The following is a 17,023-nucleotide window of genomic DNA, read 5'->3' on the forward strand; positions in this document are numbered from 1 at the left end:
GGCTTTTTATTAATTAAATAAGGAATAATAATGTTTAAAGAGATAACACGAAAGATAGAATTGAATGGGAAAATAATTGAATTATCAACAGGTAAAGTAGCATGCCAAGCGGATGGAGCAGTCATAGCCAAAATGGGGGAATCTGTAATATTATGTACTGCCGTTAGTGCTAAAGAAGTAAAAGAAGGAATAGGATTTTTCCCTCTTACCGTACATTATAGAGAAATGAAATTTGCAGTTGGACAAATACCTGGAGGATTTTTTAAAACTGAAGGTAAAAACAGCGAGAAAGAAGTTTTAGTATCACGTCTAATAGACAGGCCGATTAGACCATTATTTCACCCTGCTTTTTTAAACGAAACGCAAGTAATATGTACAGTTTTATCATATGACCCTGACTGTAATACTGACACATTAGCAATTATTGGAGCATCAGCAGCGCTAGCATTATCCGGAGCCCCATACCAAGATATAGTCGCAGCTAATAGAGTGGGGTTGATAGAAAATAAATTAGTCTTAAACCCTTCCTTCTATCAATTAAAAAATAGTAAATTAGATCTAATAGTAGCTGGGACTAAAACTTCAGTGATGATGGTAGAATCCGAAGCTACTTTGTTATCAGAAGAGCAAATGTTAGAAGCTATTGAATTTGGCCATAAAGCATGTAAGCCTATAGTGGAAATGATCGAAGATTTAGTAAAAGTCGCAGGTAAGCCTAAATTACCACTTACTGAATTATATCCTAGCAGCTTACAGGACCAAATTAAAAGTTTAATAGAAGTAGATATTAAACAGGCGTTTGCTGTGAAATTAAAGCAAGAAAGAAATATAGCAGTAAAACAGCTATCAGAAAAAGTTCTCCAGCATTTTGGAGAAGATCTGGCTAATAATAATCTAACTAAAGCTCAAATTGAATTTGCTTTGAAAGGGGTAGTATCAGCAATGTTACGGCAAGATATATTACATAAAAATCTTCGTATTGATGGAAGAAAACCAGAGGAGATCCGAAACATCGAATGTGAGGTATCAATTTTACCTAAAACTCATGGCTCCAGCTTATTTACTCGAGGAGAAACACAAAGCCTAGTTGTTACTACCCTTGGCACTAACCAAGATGAGCAAATCATTGATAGCTTGGACGGAGAATATAAACAACGCTTTATGCTGAATTATATTTTCCCCCCTTACTGCGTGGGAGAAGTAACGCCAGTAAAAGCCCCTAGCCGTAGAGAAATAGGGCATAGTAAACTAGCCTGGCGCGCGCTAAACCCTGTACTTCCTACTAAAGAACAATTCCCTTATTCTATCAGAGTGGTATCAGAAGTTACTGCTTGCAATGGTTCTTCTTCCATGGCAACTATATGCGGTAGTTCTATGGCCCTCATGAATGCAGGCGTTCCTATTAAAGCTCCTATAGCTGGCATCGCGATGGGATTAATTAAAGAAGATGATAAATTTATAATATTATCGGATATTATAGGAGATGAAGATAACTTAGGCGATATGGATTTTAAAGTAGCCGGTAGTCTTGAAGGAATTACAGCGCTACAAATGGATATCAAAATATCTGGCGTAACTTTCGAGATTATGAAACAGGCTTTAACCCAAGCTAAAATGGGCCGTATTCATATTTTACAGGAAATGCATAAATCTATCAATAAAGTCAATGAGAGTATTAGTCAATATGCTCCGTGTATTTATACCTTTAAAATTGATAAAGAAAAAATAAGAGATGTTATAGGACCGGGCGGTAAAGTAATACGTGAAATTTGCGAAGTTACAACTGCTAAAATTGATATAAGTGATGATGGTACTGTCTCTGTTTCTGCGGTAGGAAAAGAAAAATTAGACTTGGCTATCTCTAAGATTAAAGCAATTATCTTTGAACCAGAAATAGGCCATATATTTAATGGAACAGTGGTTAAAATATTAGAAGCAGGAGCGTTTATTAATTATTCACCTAACCGCGATGGTTTTGTCCATATTAGCGAAATTTCTAAAGAACGTATTGAATCGGTCTCTAGCATTTTAAAACATGGGGAAGTAGTACGGGTTAAACTTATAGGTTTTGATAATAAAGGGAAGGCAAAATTAACTATTAAGAACATAGATATAGATACTCTCCCTCTAGCTAATGGGAAAGCAAATAGCCCTACCGAAGGATATAGTAGAGAAGCTGCTGATAGTAGCGTCAGTAAGAGAGCTGTTGCTAAGAAATGGCAAAATAACGATACTAAAGTAGCCGCTGATGAAATTATCAAAGAACGTAAATATTTCTCCTAGAATTTTAATTAAAAGTTTGTTATCATATACTGAATATATACTAAAAGGTTTGAAGAATTAGACTTTAAAATTAGGGGCGAGCGTGCTCTATTTACTAGCGCCCGTACGCCCTTAACATTTTGAAAAAATTTTTCTTCAAAAGCAAAAAAGTATATATACTGCTCATACTTCAAGCACCTGGTATATATTCGGTCAACTTCAAGAATTGGCGTCGTCATGTCTAAAGATCGAGGCTGCTCACGTACTTTATAGTACGCTGCGCTGCTCGACTTTGCCACTCCTCGCTCTTCTTGAAGTTGCTTCTATCGTCTACCAACTCTTCAGGTACGAGCAGTATATTCCTCATTAATAGGTAATTATGACGAAATATTCACCCCCCCACGGCCCCGAAATATCCAAAGAATTTTTAAGAAATAATCCAGAATTTTCACTGGATAGCCCGGCAGAACTAACAAACTTAGAATTTGGTAAATGTAATTATTATACTGATAGAAAAGAAACCTCCTTACTTCAATATATTATTCAAACTTGCTCATTTGCCTCCTTTGATGCTACCTTAGCTAAAATGTGCCTTTCTGACGGCGGCAATATCCAAGAGTTAAAAAATAATGCCTCCTCAGTACATTATATTATAGATAAAGATGGATCGATTTATCAATTAGTATCAGATAATAAAAAAACCTGGGCTGTGAAAGGGGGCGAGCTAAAAACTGGTAGTATCTTAAATCCTAATATACCAAATGATCTAAAAGATGATGAGATGAATCACGTCTCTATAAATATTATGTCTATCAATACCGGGAGCGAACCTTTCCCGCTAATACAAGTTGAACAAAATATATCTTTATGTAACTATCTAACATTTACACACCATATTGACCAACGTAATGTGATTGCTTTATCAGATTGTGAAGTAGGGTCTTGCCTTGCTCCGGGTCCATATTTTCCATGGAACAAATTTGCTCAACATGCAATAGGGAGGTGGTCTAATATCGCGCGAAAAGATAATCCAGATATAATAATTTCTCATTTACCTTACAACCAGGTTGTCCCCTCCCATCCCGAAGAGCTGCTAACGCTTGTAGAAAAATTTCAAAAATTAGGCATATTAACAGACGATTATATGGTTGATTCCAACAATTATCCTCAGTTACAGGACAGTATGCTGAAATTTAACTTACATCATCTGGGGCCTCAAATTATAGAACACCCTGAACGGAAGCAGCTTTATGATGCAATATTATCTAAGAATCCCACGGAGCCTTATGCTAAAGCCAGATTAGCTCGCTGGGATGAAAATAGCTCTAATATACTTGATGACCTTATCGGAATAACAAAGATGGGAGAGCCCACATTGTGGGATGCGAGTAATCATATGGCATTTTGTTGATTGAGCTGCCTTGGATACTCTTCGCCCATAGTACCCTACGATTTTTGTAGGGAGGCAGAGTAAGTAGTAAGAAGTTCTATTTTTGGAGGTATTAATAAGGTGCGTATTAGTTGAGTTACAGCTATTAATGATAGATTGATAAAAGATATTTTTAATATGATCAAACCCGTAAGTAAATAATGAAAATAATTGTTTTTCAGTGGTTTTTTGGAGTTTTATACGGATTGGGTTTAGTGAATTTTGTATTAAGCCATTCTTAACTATTAAAGCTGAAGCAATAGCAGTTACCACCAATAATTTTTTGAATCTATCCAAATTTACTAAGTGACTTTTTTCAATATCAAAGCCTCCGCTTTTGAGATGCTTAAACAACCGTTCGATGGACCAGCGGTACCTATATAAAGCGAAAATATCAACTTCGACCTCAATTGATGACACCAAAACCATCAGTTCATTTTTATCATTTCTATATGCAGCAAAATTGACTTTTCTATCCCACAATATTCCAGCACAAACCTTATATTTTAAGGCTTTGAGATCATTAAATATTAGACCTCTTGCATAACCTAAAGATAATTGAAGAATTTTTAGGAGAAACGAAGTCGAGTACCGCAGCGTACATAGACGTACGTGAGGAACAGAGAGGAGTTTCGACGACAAAATTACCAATTAGATTAGGTTATGCAAGAGGTCTATTTTTCCAATCGTTAAAGTTTTTAAACCTTTCTCAAGACGAATTTGGTGATCCGTTCTTAGGGGAATAGCAAATCTTATATGATTATCTATTAAGAAATTTAACCATTCTTTATTCATAAATTCTCGATCAGCAAGTAAATATTTTATTTTTTCAACCCCAAAATTGTCAATAAACTTCTGCAAAAATTCTTCCATAAATTCTTTAGAACAAGCTCCACCATGCGATAAAGAATGCCAATATATTGGCACTGATATCTTACCAATTACAATTACTAAAAACAAAATATTAATATCTGTTTTACCAAATTTCCAATTTGTTCGATCCATTGCTACAACATAATTTCCTACACCGAACAAGCTTAACAGTAATGATGCAACCTTCATATAATCAAAAGTAAATTCTTTTAACAATCGATAAATCCTATGGATTTTTGACGATGCTTTAGCATCACCTGAAATACCAAGCGCTAAACCCTTTGGGTCGATAGAACCTCCAGTTATTAAACTGATTATCATCCCAGACAAACATTTTAATCTTGATTTATTTCCGTCTATATATAAAATCAATTCTTGAAGTAGTATTTGGTGCATAGTTTCTCAAAAAATATCAACCTTATACTACTTCTTCCCTCCCTAAATCAACCCTCCAACCCAAAATCGTAGGTTACTATGCTCTTCGCCTTGCAAGAGTTGTTTTTTCATTTTATCAAAGTTTTGCGTGCTCACGTATAGCATAGACCATTAAGGTGTGTCTAGAGTATTTATCTTCAAGCATGCATAACTACTATGCTTCCCACATACTATCGTGTATACTCGGTCAACTTCAAGAATTGGCTTCGTCGTGCCCTAAAGATCTAGACTGCTCACGTACTTTAGTACGCTGCGCTGCTCGACTTTGACTCTCCTCGCTCTTCTTGAAGTTGATTCTATCGTCGTCTACCAACTCTTCAGGTACGAACAGTATATAGGAGTGGTTGAGTTGGTGCATTCGATTGGATTTGAACCAACGACCTCTGCCTTCGGAGGGCAACGCTCTATCCAGCTGAGCTACGAATGCGTATTCGAATATATATGGTTAAGAAGTCTATAGCAGTTTTATGGAAAAAGAATCCATTATATCTTCTGCAGAAGTAGAGAGCTTCGCAAGCAGACTATTACAACCTTAACTATTATCTAATTAAATGTGGTAGTTATACTATTTCCGAAAACTAATCATCACGTCGCCTTACTTCACGATCTGTGGTCCTTGTGTACTAAGATGTACGTTCCGGTGTAGGGCACTCATATTCCTAATGCTAATTTAGTTTTGGGACATGGTATTATTGCAAAGTACGTATCCTTCCAGAAAAAAAGCCAAGCGTACCCTCCCGCCTACTAGATTTTTTGGAAAAACTATTAAATGGGGCGAATGACGGGTCTTGAACCCGCGACCCTCAGATCCACAATCTGATGCTCTAACCAACTGAGCTACATCCGCCATAATTATCTTCAGGCTATGAGCCTTATATTTTTTTTGCTTAGATCGGCTTATCTATCACATTATCAGAAACTTATACTATTTCCGAAAACTAATCATCACGTCGCCTTACTTCATGATCTCCGCTCCTCACGTACTTATATGTACGCACCAGTGTAAGGCACTCGTACTCCTAATGCTAATTTAGTTTTGGGACATGGTATTATCTGCGCATGTACTGCTTAAAGGAATAGCTATCTCGCTAATTCAAAGCCATTCATTCCCATCCCTATAATTGCAGCTAAAGTAAATTATAATTACCTTTAAGTCAAGCATATTTATATAACCTTAATTGCCCAGCATTTTAAAAGTCGCACTCAAATGTTCTCTTGAGTTGGCTTTGAAGATATCATGGGCCCAGCTGCTCGTATCTTAGAGGGGACTGCGTTCACTCCTTTGTCCAACAAGGCTAATCTAATTGTTGCCTACTTACTCCATGCTTAGTTTTATTCCATTTAAAAGGAATAAAAATTATTTCCCAAATAGCTTTATAGCCTGCTATAGTATGCAATAAGAAATAGAATGGCCATAAAAATAAGGCTATGATATCTAATGTTTTGAAATTATTAACTTTACTTTTCTTAATCCATAAAATAAAAAATGCACTACCATAAAGGTAGGAAAAAGCAAAGAAAGTATTAATCCACCACAAATAATGGATAATTGAGACATTATTGATTTTGATCATTATTATTAAAAATGGTAGGCAACAAAAGCTATAAGAAGAGAAGCCCACCAAGATTAAAATGACTAATATATCTGTTAAATGAAATTTCCTATATTTATCTTCCTGGGCTATAAATACTAAAAATGTTTGTAAAAATCCTTTTATCCAACGAGATCTTTGGTTGATCCAGCTCAGTATATCTATAGGTGATTCTTCATAGGTATAAGAATCTAGAATCCATACTTTATAATTAAATGAGGAAAGTCTAATGCCTAAATCCGCATCCTCAGTTACATTATAAGCATCCCAAAATCCTACTTTTTGTAATATATCTAATTTAAAATGGTTGCTTGTTCCTCCAAGTAACACGGGTAAATTCATTAAGCTTAACCCGGTTAGTAAATACTCAAACCATATACAATATTCTATACTGAAAAACTTAGTGAGTAAATTTTCATTTTCATTATAGAAAGTAAGTTTAGCTTGTAAGCATACATATTCTTCCGGCAGTCTATCAAATTCCATTACTGCTTTCAGTAACTGATCAGAGGCAGGGCGATCTTCTGCATCATATATGACCACATATTTACCTTTACAATATTGCATCGCATAATTTAAGGCTTTTGGTTTAGTTCTAGGTAAACTAAAAGGTACTTTGATTAAATGCATATATGAAGGTAAGGTATATAAAATGCTTTCTTGAGTCATTGAAAGATCATCGGCTTCAACAATAATTTTAACATCTAATTTACTTTTAGGGTAGTCAAGATTAATAATATAATTAATGAGCGATTTTAACTTATTGGATTCTTTATATAAGGGGAGTAAAATTGTATAAATGGGTAAATGTTGAGGATAGCAATTTAGAACATAGCTCTTGTCCAATAGACTTTCTGCATAAGCCGATCTATACCCCTCTGATATGAATTTGCATGCGTCGTTGCTCAATGCTTGTCTATTATCTATAGGCTTCGCTCCATCGTGCCTAGCAGCAAAATCATAGCAGAGGAGTATAGTAGGTGCCGGCCTAGTGGATGATTTTAAGGAATCGATTTGACAAGTCTGCATGCTGCTGGTATGGCATTGCATCTTACCTGCTTGGCTACTTTTTTTCTTTATATGCTTTTCTTGACCGATTATAGCTCGTTTAAATAATATCAACTTTAAGGTGTTTTGCGAAAAATAACAGATTACGTTAAGTATATGAAAAAAATGCTGAAAATTTAAGAATATACCAAAATATATGAGCAATAATGTAAGAATTTCTTTAGTATAATTAATATTTTTTGTTACTATTGAGCCTGTGATAAACTCCAGGAGGTATTTTGCTCTAATAATATTTAAATGACTAAAATTTTGTTCTAAAATTTGATAAAAATCTTCTTTTTTTATCAATTGAATGTTTGTGTTATTGTATATTATTGCTAATTGCTTTAGATAAGTAACATCATTTATTGCTAATATTGTATCATCATTATCATCCTGATAAATAAAATACCCAAATTTTACATATTGATTTACCTTACAGTAATCATAAATTTTAATATTAGTTTGTGCAGATCTTAATAAAGGCAATATTTTATTATTATGCAAAATATTGATTAGCTGTTCGTTATCAATCATTCCTACCTCAATTATTACGCTCAAAAAATAATTGTCTCTATTAGCAGCAATATATTGCAATTTAATTAGAGACATTTGCAGATTAGTAATTATCTTTCTGCCGCAGCTTGCCTTGAGCAGGGAATTCACAGAAGGGTCTTCTTCACAAGCCGCAGTGCACTCGGGTTTGCGTGAGGAGCCTCCCCTAAATTCGCTGTGCAAATTACCAGCTCGGTGCTGGCGAAACAAGAGATCTACTAATTTTTCTATAACCTTTAACCAGTTTTTATTAATATTCATTATATATCTATCCACATTGAAAACGTTACTCCTGATACTTTATAATTAGGTTTAACCAAGCTTTTATCTGAAAAATAGCCTATTTGGGCTATTAAACTATTTTGCTTTAAATTACCAAATTTAATATGTTTTGCAACTGATAATTGATTATATATGGTTTTATTATAAATATCATTATAATTCTTACGTCTAATATAATATTTCACAAAATTTACTAGCATAATACCATTGTTAAATTTTATACCTTTAGTTGCGGAAACGGCGTAATACCTTTCTGCTTCTCTGCCTAGAGGTAGGCTTTGCCCAAAAGCCACACTCTTGTCAGTGAACACTGAAACATTTCCCTTTATTTTAGAAGTGCCTGAGCATAATAATAATTCATAGGAAAATTGTCGCTTGCTGTCATATTGGGCGATAGTTAATTTCGGTTGGAAGGAAATGATATGGCTATTATTTTGAAAAAGCTTAATTTTATAAAAAGTACTAATCTCTTCACTACTTAAAGTTTTACTCTTGTACTGAGTACCTTGCAGTTGATTATCTTTGTAAAAAAATTGTAGCCCTATATTTTGGTTTTTACTAATCCCATATTCTACTGAAAATGCTCTACTTAACATCTCGGGGTATGCAGTTAATTCTTGTGAAGTACGCTCTAAACGGCTAATTTGAGTAAATAATTTTTTATAAAATGCTGAAGATTTAGCAACTAACTTCAATTGTTTCCTTAACTCTTCTAACTGCCTCTCTATTGCTAAACGCAGATCTGCCCTGGCACGCTTCATGGCTTTAGAATGCTGATCGATATTACTGAGAGTAATTGTATATCTATATTGCCCTGGCTCTATTAACCAAGCGGAAGCATATCCGTTATTAGTTACTATGATTACTAGAAAGAAGTCTAATAAATAAGGGTATTTTAAATCATATGATAGACCCTTATAAGCTTTCCTTATCCAGTTAAAACAGTTCCAGGGCAGAGATTTTTTCATCTAGAAAGTTACCAACAATTTAATTTTACCAAAATACAGCAATTTAAAGTTTAGTAAATTAATATAAATTATAAAATGAATATTTCAATAGAATTAAAATTATTAGTTGAAATAAAAAACAATAGGATTATAATAGACTTTTTGCAACACTTGCATCGTGCAGGGAATTGGAAGGAGGGGAGGCGCGCAAAACTGCAGCGTATAGCATAGACTATTAAGGTGTGTACAGGGTATTTATCTTCAAGTATGCACGACTACTATCCTTCCCACATGCTATCGTGTAGGTATTATAATGACACAAGCTATACTTAAACTATATATACTGCTCGTACCTGAAGAGTTGGTAGACGAAGGTCAACTTCAAGAAGAGCAAGGAGGGTCAAAGTCGCGCACCGGAGCGTACATATTAGTGTGAGGAGCGCAGTCTTTAGACACGACGACGCCAATTCTTGAAGTTCCTAGAGTATACCAGCTTGATAAGGGCTTCGAAGTAAGGTTATTCACTGTATAACCCTACTTCGCCACTTAGCCGGTGATGCTCAACTTCATATTCGTAATTGTGAGCAATCGTACTTTGTGCCTGAACTTTTAATTGATTTAATTTCTCTAAAGAAATACTTTGATCACGTAAAGTTTCCATAAAATCAGGTTTCAGTTCGGTCATTTTAGTATAAGTCTGTATAGCGTCTTGAATTTTAGTTAAGCTTAGTTTCCACCAACTAGTGGCCCTATGATAGTATTCTGCCTTGGCCTCAATATCCTGACATTCCATTGCCTCGTGCTGGTTTGCAGTGGCCGTTTGTATTATATTATAGATTAAATTATTTAAGATTAGAGCTTTAGCAGAGTAGATTGCAACATCGCTAGGAGAGAATGTTATTATCTTATCACATACCTCTACAGCCTCGTCATAATGTTTTAAAGAATTCAAAGCGGTAACTTTATTGCGATAAGGCGTAATACAATTAGGGGACAGTGCTATTGCTTTATCACACGCTGCAATCGACTCTTGATATTGACCTACCCCATTTAAGGCTACTGCCTGTTTACAATACAAAGCATGAACAGCAGGGTTAAGCTTTATTGCTTGATTAATAGATTCGATAGCTTCCGGATACCGGGCTAAAGTTAGGAGTAATAAACTTTTATTATAATGGCTGTCAATAAAATCAGCTTTTAGTTCTATCACTTTATTAAACCATAGTATGGCTTCGCTAAATTGTCCTACACCCATGAGAGCTATAGCCTGTTGATAATAAAGAGAGGGGTCTTGGCCTTCATGTATATTTGTCTTAATATTCAGATCATTATCTATATTAGCTTCCCCTAATTCTATATTAGTAGTACTAGGTAATTCAGGCGCTGGTAATTGAGCTGAGAGGACTAAATTCAGATCCTTGCTTATATTGTTTTGCTTTATAAAATTAGTCCCGTAGGAATTTAACAGAGCTGCCTGATCCTGCGCTATATACTTACTGCAATCACTTATCTCTTGCTTGTTATTCCAGTTTATAGAAGCAGGCAAATGCATAAGAGAGTTAATTAAGCGCTCTATTTCTGCTAGTAATTTAAGCAAAAAATATAGATGCCCTACTTCCTCCGTCTTTAACGGGGGACCCCTAGTCTCATGTTTCATGTGTTCTTCCAATACGCGGCTAGGTGAATGTTTCCAAACTAGTCTATTAACCACAGCAGGAGGTTCCGGTATTATAATTATTGGAGGTTTTTCTTTAACTATTAAGGCAGGAGTAGGTGATAGAATTTCTCGCAGAGCAGGCGAGGATTGTACTATTTGCGGAATAAAGAGGTGGGTAAGGGCGGCTAGTAAGGACCAAGAATTTAAGGTAATAAAGCTTGTTCCCCCGCTAAAAGGAGATATAGAGGCAATAGCTAAGCTGGAGAAGGGTCCTTGCTGTTTCATTATATTCTTTTTACTGCCCGCTATTAATCTTTTGTTAGCATTTTGTAATTCTTTGGGCTTCAAAGTTTGTTTAGTATTGGCTTTTTGGGAATTATGTTTAGCTATAGAGTAGAGAGCATTGCTCAATGCTCGCCTATTATCTATAGGCTTCGCTCCATCGCGCCCCGCAGCAAAATCATAGCAGAGAAGTATAGTTGGTAAATTTATCTGACTAGTTGAAGTCAGCAGGCTAAGTTTATTTTCTGGTACCACTACTGGTATTGAGATATCGTTATGCCTTTTATAATAACTTAATGGGGGACCATAGGTAACATATGGTGTATATATTTTATTTTCTACAATAGGTTTGTTTTTATATTGATAATGCGCTGCAGTCCCGGATTGGGCCCTCTTATGCATTTCGTGAGTACGTATCTGGATTTCGATTTTTTGCTTAGTTGGAGTAATAATAACGATATGTAAAGATTGATAACCATTGCTTTTCGGTTTAATAATAAAATCTTTAAAACGTCCTGGTATAGTATTATAGTGTTGGCTAATAATGTGTAGTACTTGATAACATTGTTCCTTGGTATTTACGATAATTCTAAAAGCAATAATGTCATGTAATTGGGCGATATCTATACTTTTTTGTATAACTTTTGTCCTAATTGAATGCAGAGATTTAATTCTATAAGTTAACTTTATGGATATAGAGGCGGTGTGTAAAATATGTTGTAGCTTATTGATAGTATTATTAACTAACTGGTCGATGTTAGGGTATATTGTTTGCAAATAAGTTAAAACTGATATTCTAATATCTGGCTGTAAAATTTTAAAACATAGATCCTGCAATATAGTTCTAATATTATCAATTCCCATACGTGCTAGCAAAGGGATATAAATTTCTATTATTTCAGTGGCAATGAGTTGTTGTTTGGGAAAGGGCTGCCTAGAATCAAATATACTTACTTCATGTAATAAATAAGATAATTTTATCAGTAATACTTGTAACCTTATATCTTCGTTTAATGATAATAATAGTTTAAAGATTTTAGAGGTTTGGTCCTGATAAGGTAAATAATTAACTTGGCTTAAGGTAAGTATACCATTGAATAGCTGTGCGGTTTCTAAGTTAAAGTTATATTTAATTGCTTTAAAGGTCAGCTTGGTTTTTTTTGAAATACTATAAAGTAACGCTGCAACTAGCGAGCTACCCCTCATCCGCATCGCTATAATAATTTGCGCTATTTCAAATGGATAACTATTATAGCTGCCATAATATTGAAGAGCTAAATCTAAAACTTTTTTAACTTGCGATTCATCACAGTTAAGGTCATAAGCTTTAAGTAGATTTAAAACATGTTCACCATTCATTTGATCTTATGAGCCCCTGAAGTTCTAACACTTTATATAGATTTATTATACCATTTCCCAAAACTAATCATCATGTCGTCGTACTTTATGATCTCTGCTCTTCACGTACTAATATGTACGCGTTGGTGCGAACAGTATATAGTCAATTCAGGAGAATTTGGTGCTAGGAGCGATGGTAGAGCCTATATATAATAGGCAAGCATTAGACCTCTTGCATAACCTAATCTAATTGGTAATTTTGTCGTCTAAACTCCTCTCTGTTCCTCACGTACGTCTATGTACGCTGCGGTACTCGACTTCGTTTCTCCTAAAAATTCTTCAATTATCTTTAGGTTATGCAAGAGGTCTATTGAGTGACGATGTCACCAACTTCTCATCAATTGACTATAGTAGACGAAGGAAAAGTGAGCCTAGATATTTCACGCAGCTGCAGCATGCTAGGACCATTAGTACTCTGCGTATACTACTCGTCTTGCAAAAATTGTTTTTTTATTTTATCATGGACTCACGTGCTCACGTACTGGCATGTACGCAGCAAACGCTCGCCATTTAAAATAAAATCCAATTCTTGAAGTATGAGCAGTATACTCCTCTGATATGGATTTGCATGCGTCGTTGCTTAAATAGCTCTCCTATTATCTATAGGCTCTACCATCGCGCCTAGCAGCAAAATCATAGCAGAGGAGTATATTTGTTAAAGTGCTCTTTAGTTAAATTATCATATCTTTGCAACAAGGTTAATATCACTTCTAGCTTATCTAATTTCACCATGCATGTTCCATCACTTGGAGCATTATCAGGATCTTGATGGACTTCCATAAAAATTCCAGCGACCCCAACGCTAACTGCTGCTCTTGCCAATATTTCAACATACTTCCTCTCCCCCCCACTGCTATCCCCAATTCCTCCAGGTTGTTGCACAGAATGCGTGGCATCAAAAATTACTGGCGCTCCAGTTTCCATCATTATTGGCAAACTACGCATATCTGATACTAAGGTATTATACCCAAAACTGGCCCCACGCTCTGTAAGCATAATATCTTTTGCCCCAAATTTTTCAAGTTTAGCATGTACATTTTTCATATCCCATGGGGCAAGAAATTGTCCTTTTTTTACATTCACAACTTTATTAGTTTCTGCGGCCGCTCTTAGTAAGTCGGTCTGTCTACATAAAAAAGCAGGTACTTGTAATATGTCAGCCACCTCTGCCACAATAGAGCATTGAGTTTCGGTGTGGATATCAGTAAGTATAGGACAATTGAAGGTCATTTTTATTTTAGATAAAATTTCTAGGCCCTTATCAAGCCCAATCCCTCTTTCCCCCTTTACTGAAGTCCTATTAGCTTTATCAAACGATGATTTATAGATAAATGGGACATTAAGCTTAGCGGTAAGAGCCACTAGCTTTTCCGCCATAAATAAGGAATGTTCTAAGCTCTCTATCTGGCAAGGGCCAGCAATAAGAACAAATGGGAGTTCATTAGAAATCTTTATATTATTTAAGATAATTATTTTTTGCATTTTTAACCCCTTACTATTTAGCAATCGGTACCCCAGTATTTTCTAACTTAGTATCAATTTGTTCAATTATACTAGAGTTTTTGCGAGACGAAAGATTAGCAAGAATAATAGCATTAATAATAAACAAGGTGGCAAGTATCACTGTAGTCCTAGTTAAAAAGTTAACTACCGTCCGGCCTGCCATAACTCCCATATTGTTGCCTCCTATACTGCTAAGCCCATCATTCCCAGTTTTTTGCATCAATATTACTATGATTAACAATGCGGCTATTACAATATGAATAAAAAGTAATATATTTATCATTTATAAACATCCATAATTTAACATTTGAAATAAAATCGGTGGGTTAAGAGAAGATTTCCCTACCATAACTCCATCAATATAAGGTAAGCGTAGTATTTGTTTTGTATTATCTAAATTTACAGAACCACCATACACCAACCTGACATTATTTGCAACTTGGCTTTCCTTAAGGAATGAATTTATCAGCATAAATATCTCTATTAATTCCTCTTGCAGTGGAAGAGAGCCAGTTCCTATAGCCCAAATTGGTTCATAGGCAATTATGATATTTTTATTTTTATTTAACATCTTGTAACTATTAGGTAATGTTTCGGTAAGCTGACTTAACAAAAATCCTTGATAATTCTTATTTTGTCTTGCCTTTAAATCTTCCCCAATACAAATAATAGGAGTGATATCAGCTTGGAGGCATTTCTCTACTTTTTGTTTTATTATTTCATTTGTTTCATTGAATAAATTTCTCCTATCACTATGACCAACAATAGCATAATTAATATTACTCAGTTTGAGTAATAAGCTGGAATATTCGCCAGTATAGCTTCCTTGCCCTTCATACCGGCTTACATTTTGAGCGCAAAATGTAAGAAATTTAAATTTATCCGATAAATAAGCAAGATAAAGGGAGGGAGGGGCTATAATCAGGCTATTATCATATTTTAGTGCTGATAACTTAATACAAAATGCGCATGCATCCGTTAGGCTCATATTCATTTTCCAATTGGCAATGATTAGTTTTTTCATAAAATTACTGATAAGTAGAGAAAATAACTTGCAGATATTAAAGCACAGAACTATTTTAGTAAAGGTTTACTAGGTTCTGTGAACATTTTTATGTAATGAGTAGATTTATCAGGCTTCGCTCGCCTACAGTACACATAAGGTGGGTAAGGATTCCAGAACGAAAATAACCACGAAATCGACCAGTAGATAAAAATGTTCACAGAACTTAATGAGACTTCCTGCATAATGAAACATAGAAACTAAATAGTAATGTATATTTTATGCTAAATAATATTAGAAAGACTGCCGATAGTTTTGTAATGAAAATTCTGTTTGGCATGATTATCTTTGCCTTTGTTGGTTGGGGAATTAAAGATGTACTGCAATCTAATAGCAATTTTGACGTAGTTAAATTTACCCATGCCAAAAACATTCGCCAAGATGAGTTTTTGAAAGCAAAAGCTGAACAAATTCATCTCATTCAAAGTCAGACCAAGGTGACTCTTAATGAAGAAGATATAAAGCAATTACGCCTAGATGATTTTATCCTTAAAAGGCTTATCAATAATAGTATCTTGAGTTATTTGGTGAGTTACTACGACCTAGATATATCTGATAATACTATACTGCAGGTTATCAAAGAATCGCCTAACTTCAAAAATGAACAAGGCGTATTTGATTTAACCTTATTTAAAAATTTATTAAAAAATTCTTATATTAATGAAGTGCAATATTTAGCGCGATTAAAAGAGCAGATATTAACGAATACGGTAATTAGTATTTTTGTAGAAGGGATACCAGTATCTGACACGCTGGTACAAAATATTATTAATTACCTAGCGGAAATAAGAGAGGTAGATTTGCTGCAAGTTAATTTGCAGCACCAACCTAAAGGATTAACAATCCCTCCCCCTACTCAAGTTCAGCTGGAAGAGTTTTATGAGACCCATAAGAATTTATTTAAATTACCAGAAAAGCGTAGTATAGCTTATATAACAATAACCAATGAAATATTACAAAAATTAGAAACTGTTCATAACCAATTAATAAGAGAACTAGGGGACGAGGTAGCAGCTGGCTCAAGTTTAATAGAGATTTCTCAGAAATATAAATTACCCTTGCAAAATATAAACTATATAACTTACAATGAAGCCCTTAAGAATGCTGATATTTTGCACAATGCTGATAATATTTTTAAACTAACAGAAGGGGAATTATCATATCCACTCGAGCACCCAAATCAGGATTCTTGTATATTAGTAGAAGTTCAAGAAATTCAACCAGCTAAAATACAAGAATTTGCAGTAGTTAAAGATCAGGTGCAAAAATTATGGAAAGAGCAATATTTAAAAGATTTTAACCTTAAAAAAATACAAGCTCTCTCTACAGAATACGTCTCTGGTAAAAATATTGTCATGCCAGGAATATCTATTAATCGAGCAGCACATTTTATCCGAGAGGAGATACAAGATAATAAGCAATTACCTGAAGGTTTATTATCATCAATTTTCCAAGCCCCTCTTAATTCCAACACTCCCGTTTTTCAGTCTCAAGGTAACGCATATTTTGCGCATATTAAATCAATAAGAATTGATAAGGTAAAAAAACATGCTATTCAGGATAAAAATAAAGAGAATATTGCTAATAATATAAAAGATGGGGTTATTGAGGAACTGATTAACTATCTCATAAAGCACAATAAAATGACAATAAATCTTTAAGGATAGACTGCCCCTTACTTCAACAAGCAAATCTCTA

General features: G+C 34.6%; 13 protein-coding genes and 2 tRNA genes. 5 read left to right on the forward strand and 10 right to left on the reverse strand.

What is annotated here, in order from left to right; genetic code table 11:
* Positions 1–30: 30 nt before the first annotated feature.
* Positions 31–2,283 carry a polyribonucleotide nucleotidyltransferase gene (gene pnp / locus AAGD44_RS06600; RefSeq protein ID WP_410520979.1) on the forward strand — a complete coding sequence of 751 codons (2,253 nt, stop codon included), beginning with the start codon at positions 31–33 and terminating at the stop codon, positions 2,281–2,283.
* A 358-nt stretch (positions 2,284–2,641) separates the two neighbouring features.
* Positions 2,642–3,673 carry an N-acetylmuramoyl-L-alanine amidase gene (locus AAGD44_RS06605; protein ID WP_341763894.1) on the forward strand — a complete coding sequence of 344 codons (1,032 nt, stop codon included), beginning with the start codon at positions 2,642–2,644 and terminating at the stop codon, positions 3,671–3,673.
* Here AAGD44_RS06605 and AAGD44_RS06610 read toward each other — a convergent pair.
* Positions 3,563–4,174 (reverse strand): transposase, encoded by a 612-nt coding sequence (locus AAGD44_RS06610; RefSeq protein ID WP_341763895.1) that lies wholly within the window; start codon positions 4,172–4,174, stop codon positions 3,563–3,565. The genes AAGD44_RS06605 and AAGD44_RS06610 overlap by 111 nt on opposite strands.
* Positions 4,175–4,230: 56 nt before the next feature.
* On the opposite strand from AAGD44_RS06610, the gene AAGD44_RS06615 reads away from it, so the two are divergent.
* Positions 4,231–4,437, forward strand: coding sequence for a palindromic element RPE1 domain-containing protein (locus AAGD44_RS06615; RefSeq protein WP_341763779.1), 207 nt, complete (start codon positions 4,231–4,233; stop codon positions 4,435–4,437).
* Here the strand turns inward: AAGD44_RS06615 and AAGD44_RS06620 are convergent.
* The 5 genes from AAGD44_RS06620 to AAGD44_RS06640 all read right to left on the reverse strand — a co-directional run bounded on the left by AAGD44_RS06620 (position 4,343) and on the right by AAGD44_RS06640 (position 9,443).
* The gene (locus AAGD44_RS06620; RefSeq protein WP_341763778.1) at positions 4,343–4,960 is read right to left on the reverse strand and encodes a transposase; all 618 of its coding nucleotides are present in this window, start codon (positions 4,958–4,960) and stop codon (positions 4,343–4,345) included. The two genes, AAGD44_RS06615 and AAGD44_RS06620, sit on opposite strands and share 95 nt — an antisense overlap.
* 389 nt (positions 4,961–5,349) lie before the next feature.
* Positions 5,350–5,426 (reverse strand) — tRNA-Arg (locus tag AAGD44_RS06625).
* A gap of 343 nt (positions 5,427–5,769) precedes the next feature.
* Positions 5,770–5,846: transfer RNA gene (locus AAGD44_RS06630), tRNA-His, on the reverse strand.
* Positions 5,847–6,294: 448 nt separating this feature from the next.
* A complete protein-coding gene (locus AAGD44_RS06635) occupies positions 6,295–8,454 on the reverse strand; it encodes a glycosyltransferase family 2 protein (RefSeq protein ID WP_341763896.1) in 2,160 nt (719 codons plus the stop codon).
* Positions 8,454–9,443 carry a hypothetical protein gene (locus AAGD44_RS06640; protein WP_341763897.1) on the reverse strand — a complete coding sequence of 330 codons (990 nt, stop codon included), beginning with the start codon at positions 9,441–9,443 and terminating at the stop codon, positions 8,454–8,456. Before AAGD44_RS06640 ends, AAGD44_RS06635 begins: the two co-directional genes overlap by 1 nt.
* A gap of 292 nt (positions 9,444–9,735) precedes the next feature.
* On the opposite strand from AAGD44_RS06640, the gene AAGD44_RS06645 reads away from it, so the two are divergent.
* Positions 9,736–9,858 (forward strand): hypothetical protein, encoded by a 123-nt coding sequence (locus AAGD44_RS06645; protein WP_341763898.1) that lies wholly within the window; start codon positions 9,736–9,738, stop codon positions 9,856–9,858.
* 81 nt (positions 9,859–9,939) lie between these two features.
* On the opposite strand, the gene AAGD44_RS06650 is transcribed toward AAGD44_RS06645, so the two are convergent.
* The 4 genes from AAGD44_RS06650 to AAGD44_RS06665 all read right to left on the reverse strand — a co-directional run bounded on the left by AAGD44_RS06650 (position 9,940) and on the right by AAGD44_RS06665 (position 15,286).
* Entirely contained in the window at positions 9,940–12,720 is a 2,781-nt protein-coding gene (locus AAGD44_RS06650; protein ID WP_341763899.1) for an HD domain-containing protein, read from the reverse strand.
* 672 nt (positions 12,721–13,392) lie between these two features.
* Positions 13,393–14,241 (reverse strand): 3-deoxy-8-phosphooctulonate synthase, encoded by an 849-nt coding sequence (gene kdsA / locus AAGD44_RS06655; protein ID WP_341763900.1) that lies wholly within the window; start codon positions 14,239–14,241, stop codon positions 13,393–13,395.
* A gap of 13 nt (positions 14,242–14,254) precedes the next feature.
* Complete coding sequence (secG, locus tag AAGD44_RS06660; protein WP_341763901.1) at positions 14,255–14,545, reverse strand: preprotein translocase subunit SecG; 291 nt, start codon at positions 14,543–14,545, stop codon at positions 14,255–14,257.
* A complete protein-coding gene (locus AAGD44_RS06665; protein ID WP_341763902.1) occupies positions 14,546–15,286 on the reverse strand; it encodes a triose-phosphate isomerase family protein in 741 nt (246 codons plus the stop codon).
* 260 nt (positions 15,287–15,546) lie between these two features.
* Between AAGD44_RS06665 and AAGD44_RS06670 the strand changes: the two genes are divergently transcribed.
* A complete protein-coding gene (locus AAGD44_RS06670; RefSeq protein WP_341763903.1) occupies positions 15,547–16,986 on the forward strand; it encodes a peptidylprolyl isomerase in 1,440 nt (479 codons plus the stop codon).
* Positions 16,987–17,023: the final 37 nt, after the last annotated feature.

It is taken from the genome of Candidatus Tisiphia endosymbiont of Beris chalybata, from assembly GCF_964026555.1.
GTDB lineage: Bacteria > Pseudomonadota > Alphaproteobacteria > Rickettsiales > Rickettsiaceae > Tisiphia.

What these genes read in the sequence shown, in the direction of transcription:
- AAGD44_RS06640 (WP_341763897.1), bottom strand. Translation starts at nt 9,443, where the DNA reads ATGAAAAAATCTCTGCCCTGGAACTGTTTTAACTGGATAAGGAAAGCT.
- kdsA (WP_341763900.1), bottom strand. Translation starts at nt 14,241, where the DNA reads ATGCAAAAAATAATTATCTTAAATAATATAAAGATTTCTAATGAACTC.
- AAGD44_RS06670 (WP_341763903.1), top strand. Translation starts at nt 15,547, where the DNA reads ATGCTAAATAATATTAGAAAGACTGCCGATAGTTTTGTAATGAAAATT.
- AAGD44_RS06645 (WP_341763898.1), top strand. Translation starts at nt 9,736, where the DNA reads ATGACACAAGCTATACTTAAACTATATATACTGCTCGTACCTGAAGAG.
- AAGD44_RS06635 (WP_341763896.1), bottom strand. Translation starts at nt 8,454, where the DNA reads ATGAATATTAATAAAAACTGGTTAAAGGTTATAGAAAAATTAGTAGAT.
- AAGD44_RS06665 (WP_341763902.1), bottom strand. Translation starts at nt 15,286, where the DNA reads ATGAAAAAACTAATCATTGCCAATTGGAAAATGAATATGAGCCTAACG.
- pnp (WP_410520979.1), top strand. Translation starts at nt 31, where the DNA reads ATGTTTAAAGAGATAACACGAAAGATAGAATTGAATGGGAAAATAATT.
- AAGD44_RS06605 (WP_341763894.1), top strand. Translation starts at nt 2,642, where the DNA reads ATGACGAAATATTCACCCCCCCACGGCCCCGAAATATCCAAAGAATTT.
- AAGD44_RS06620 (WP_341763778.1), bottom strand. Translation starts at nt 4,960, where the DNA reads ATGCACCAAATACTACTTCAAGAATTGATTTTATATATAGACGGAAAT.
- secG (WP_341763901.1), bottom strand. Translation starts at nt 14,545, where the DNA reads ATGATAAATATATTACTTTTTATTCATATTGTAATAGCCGCATTGTTA.
- AAGD44_RS06650 (WP_341763899.1), bottom strand. Translation starts at nt 12,720, where the DNA reads ATGAATGGTGAACATGTTTTAAATCTACTTAAAGCTTATGACCTTAAC.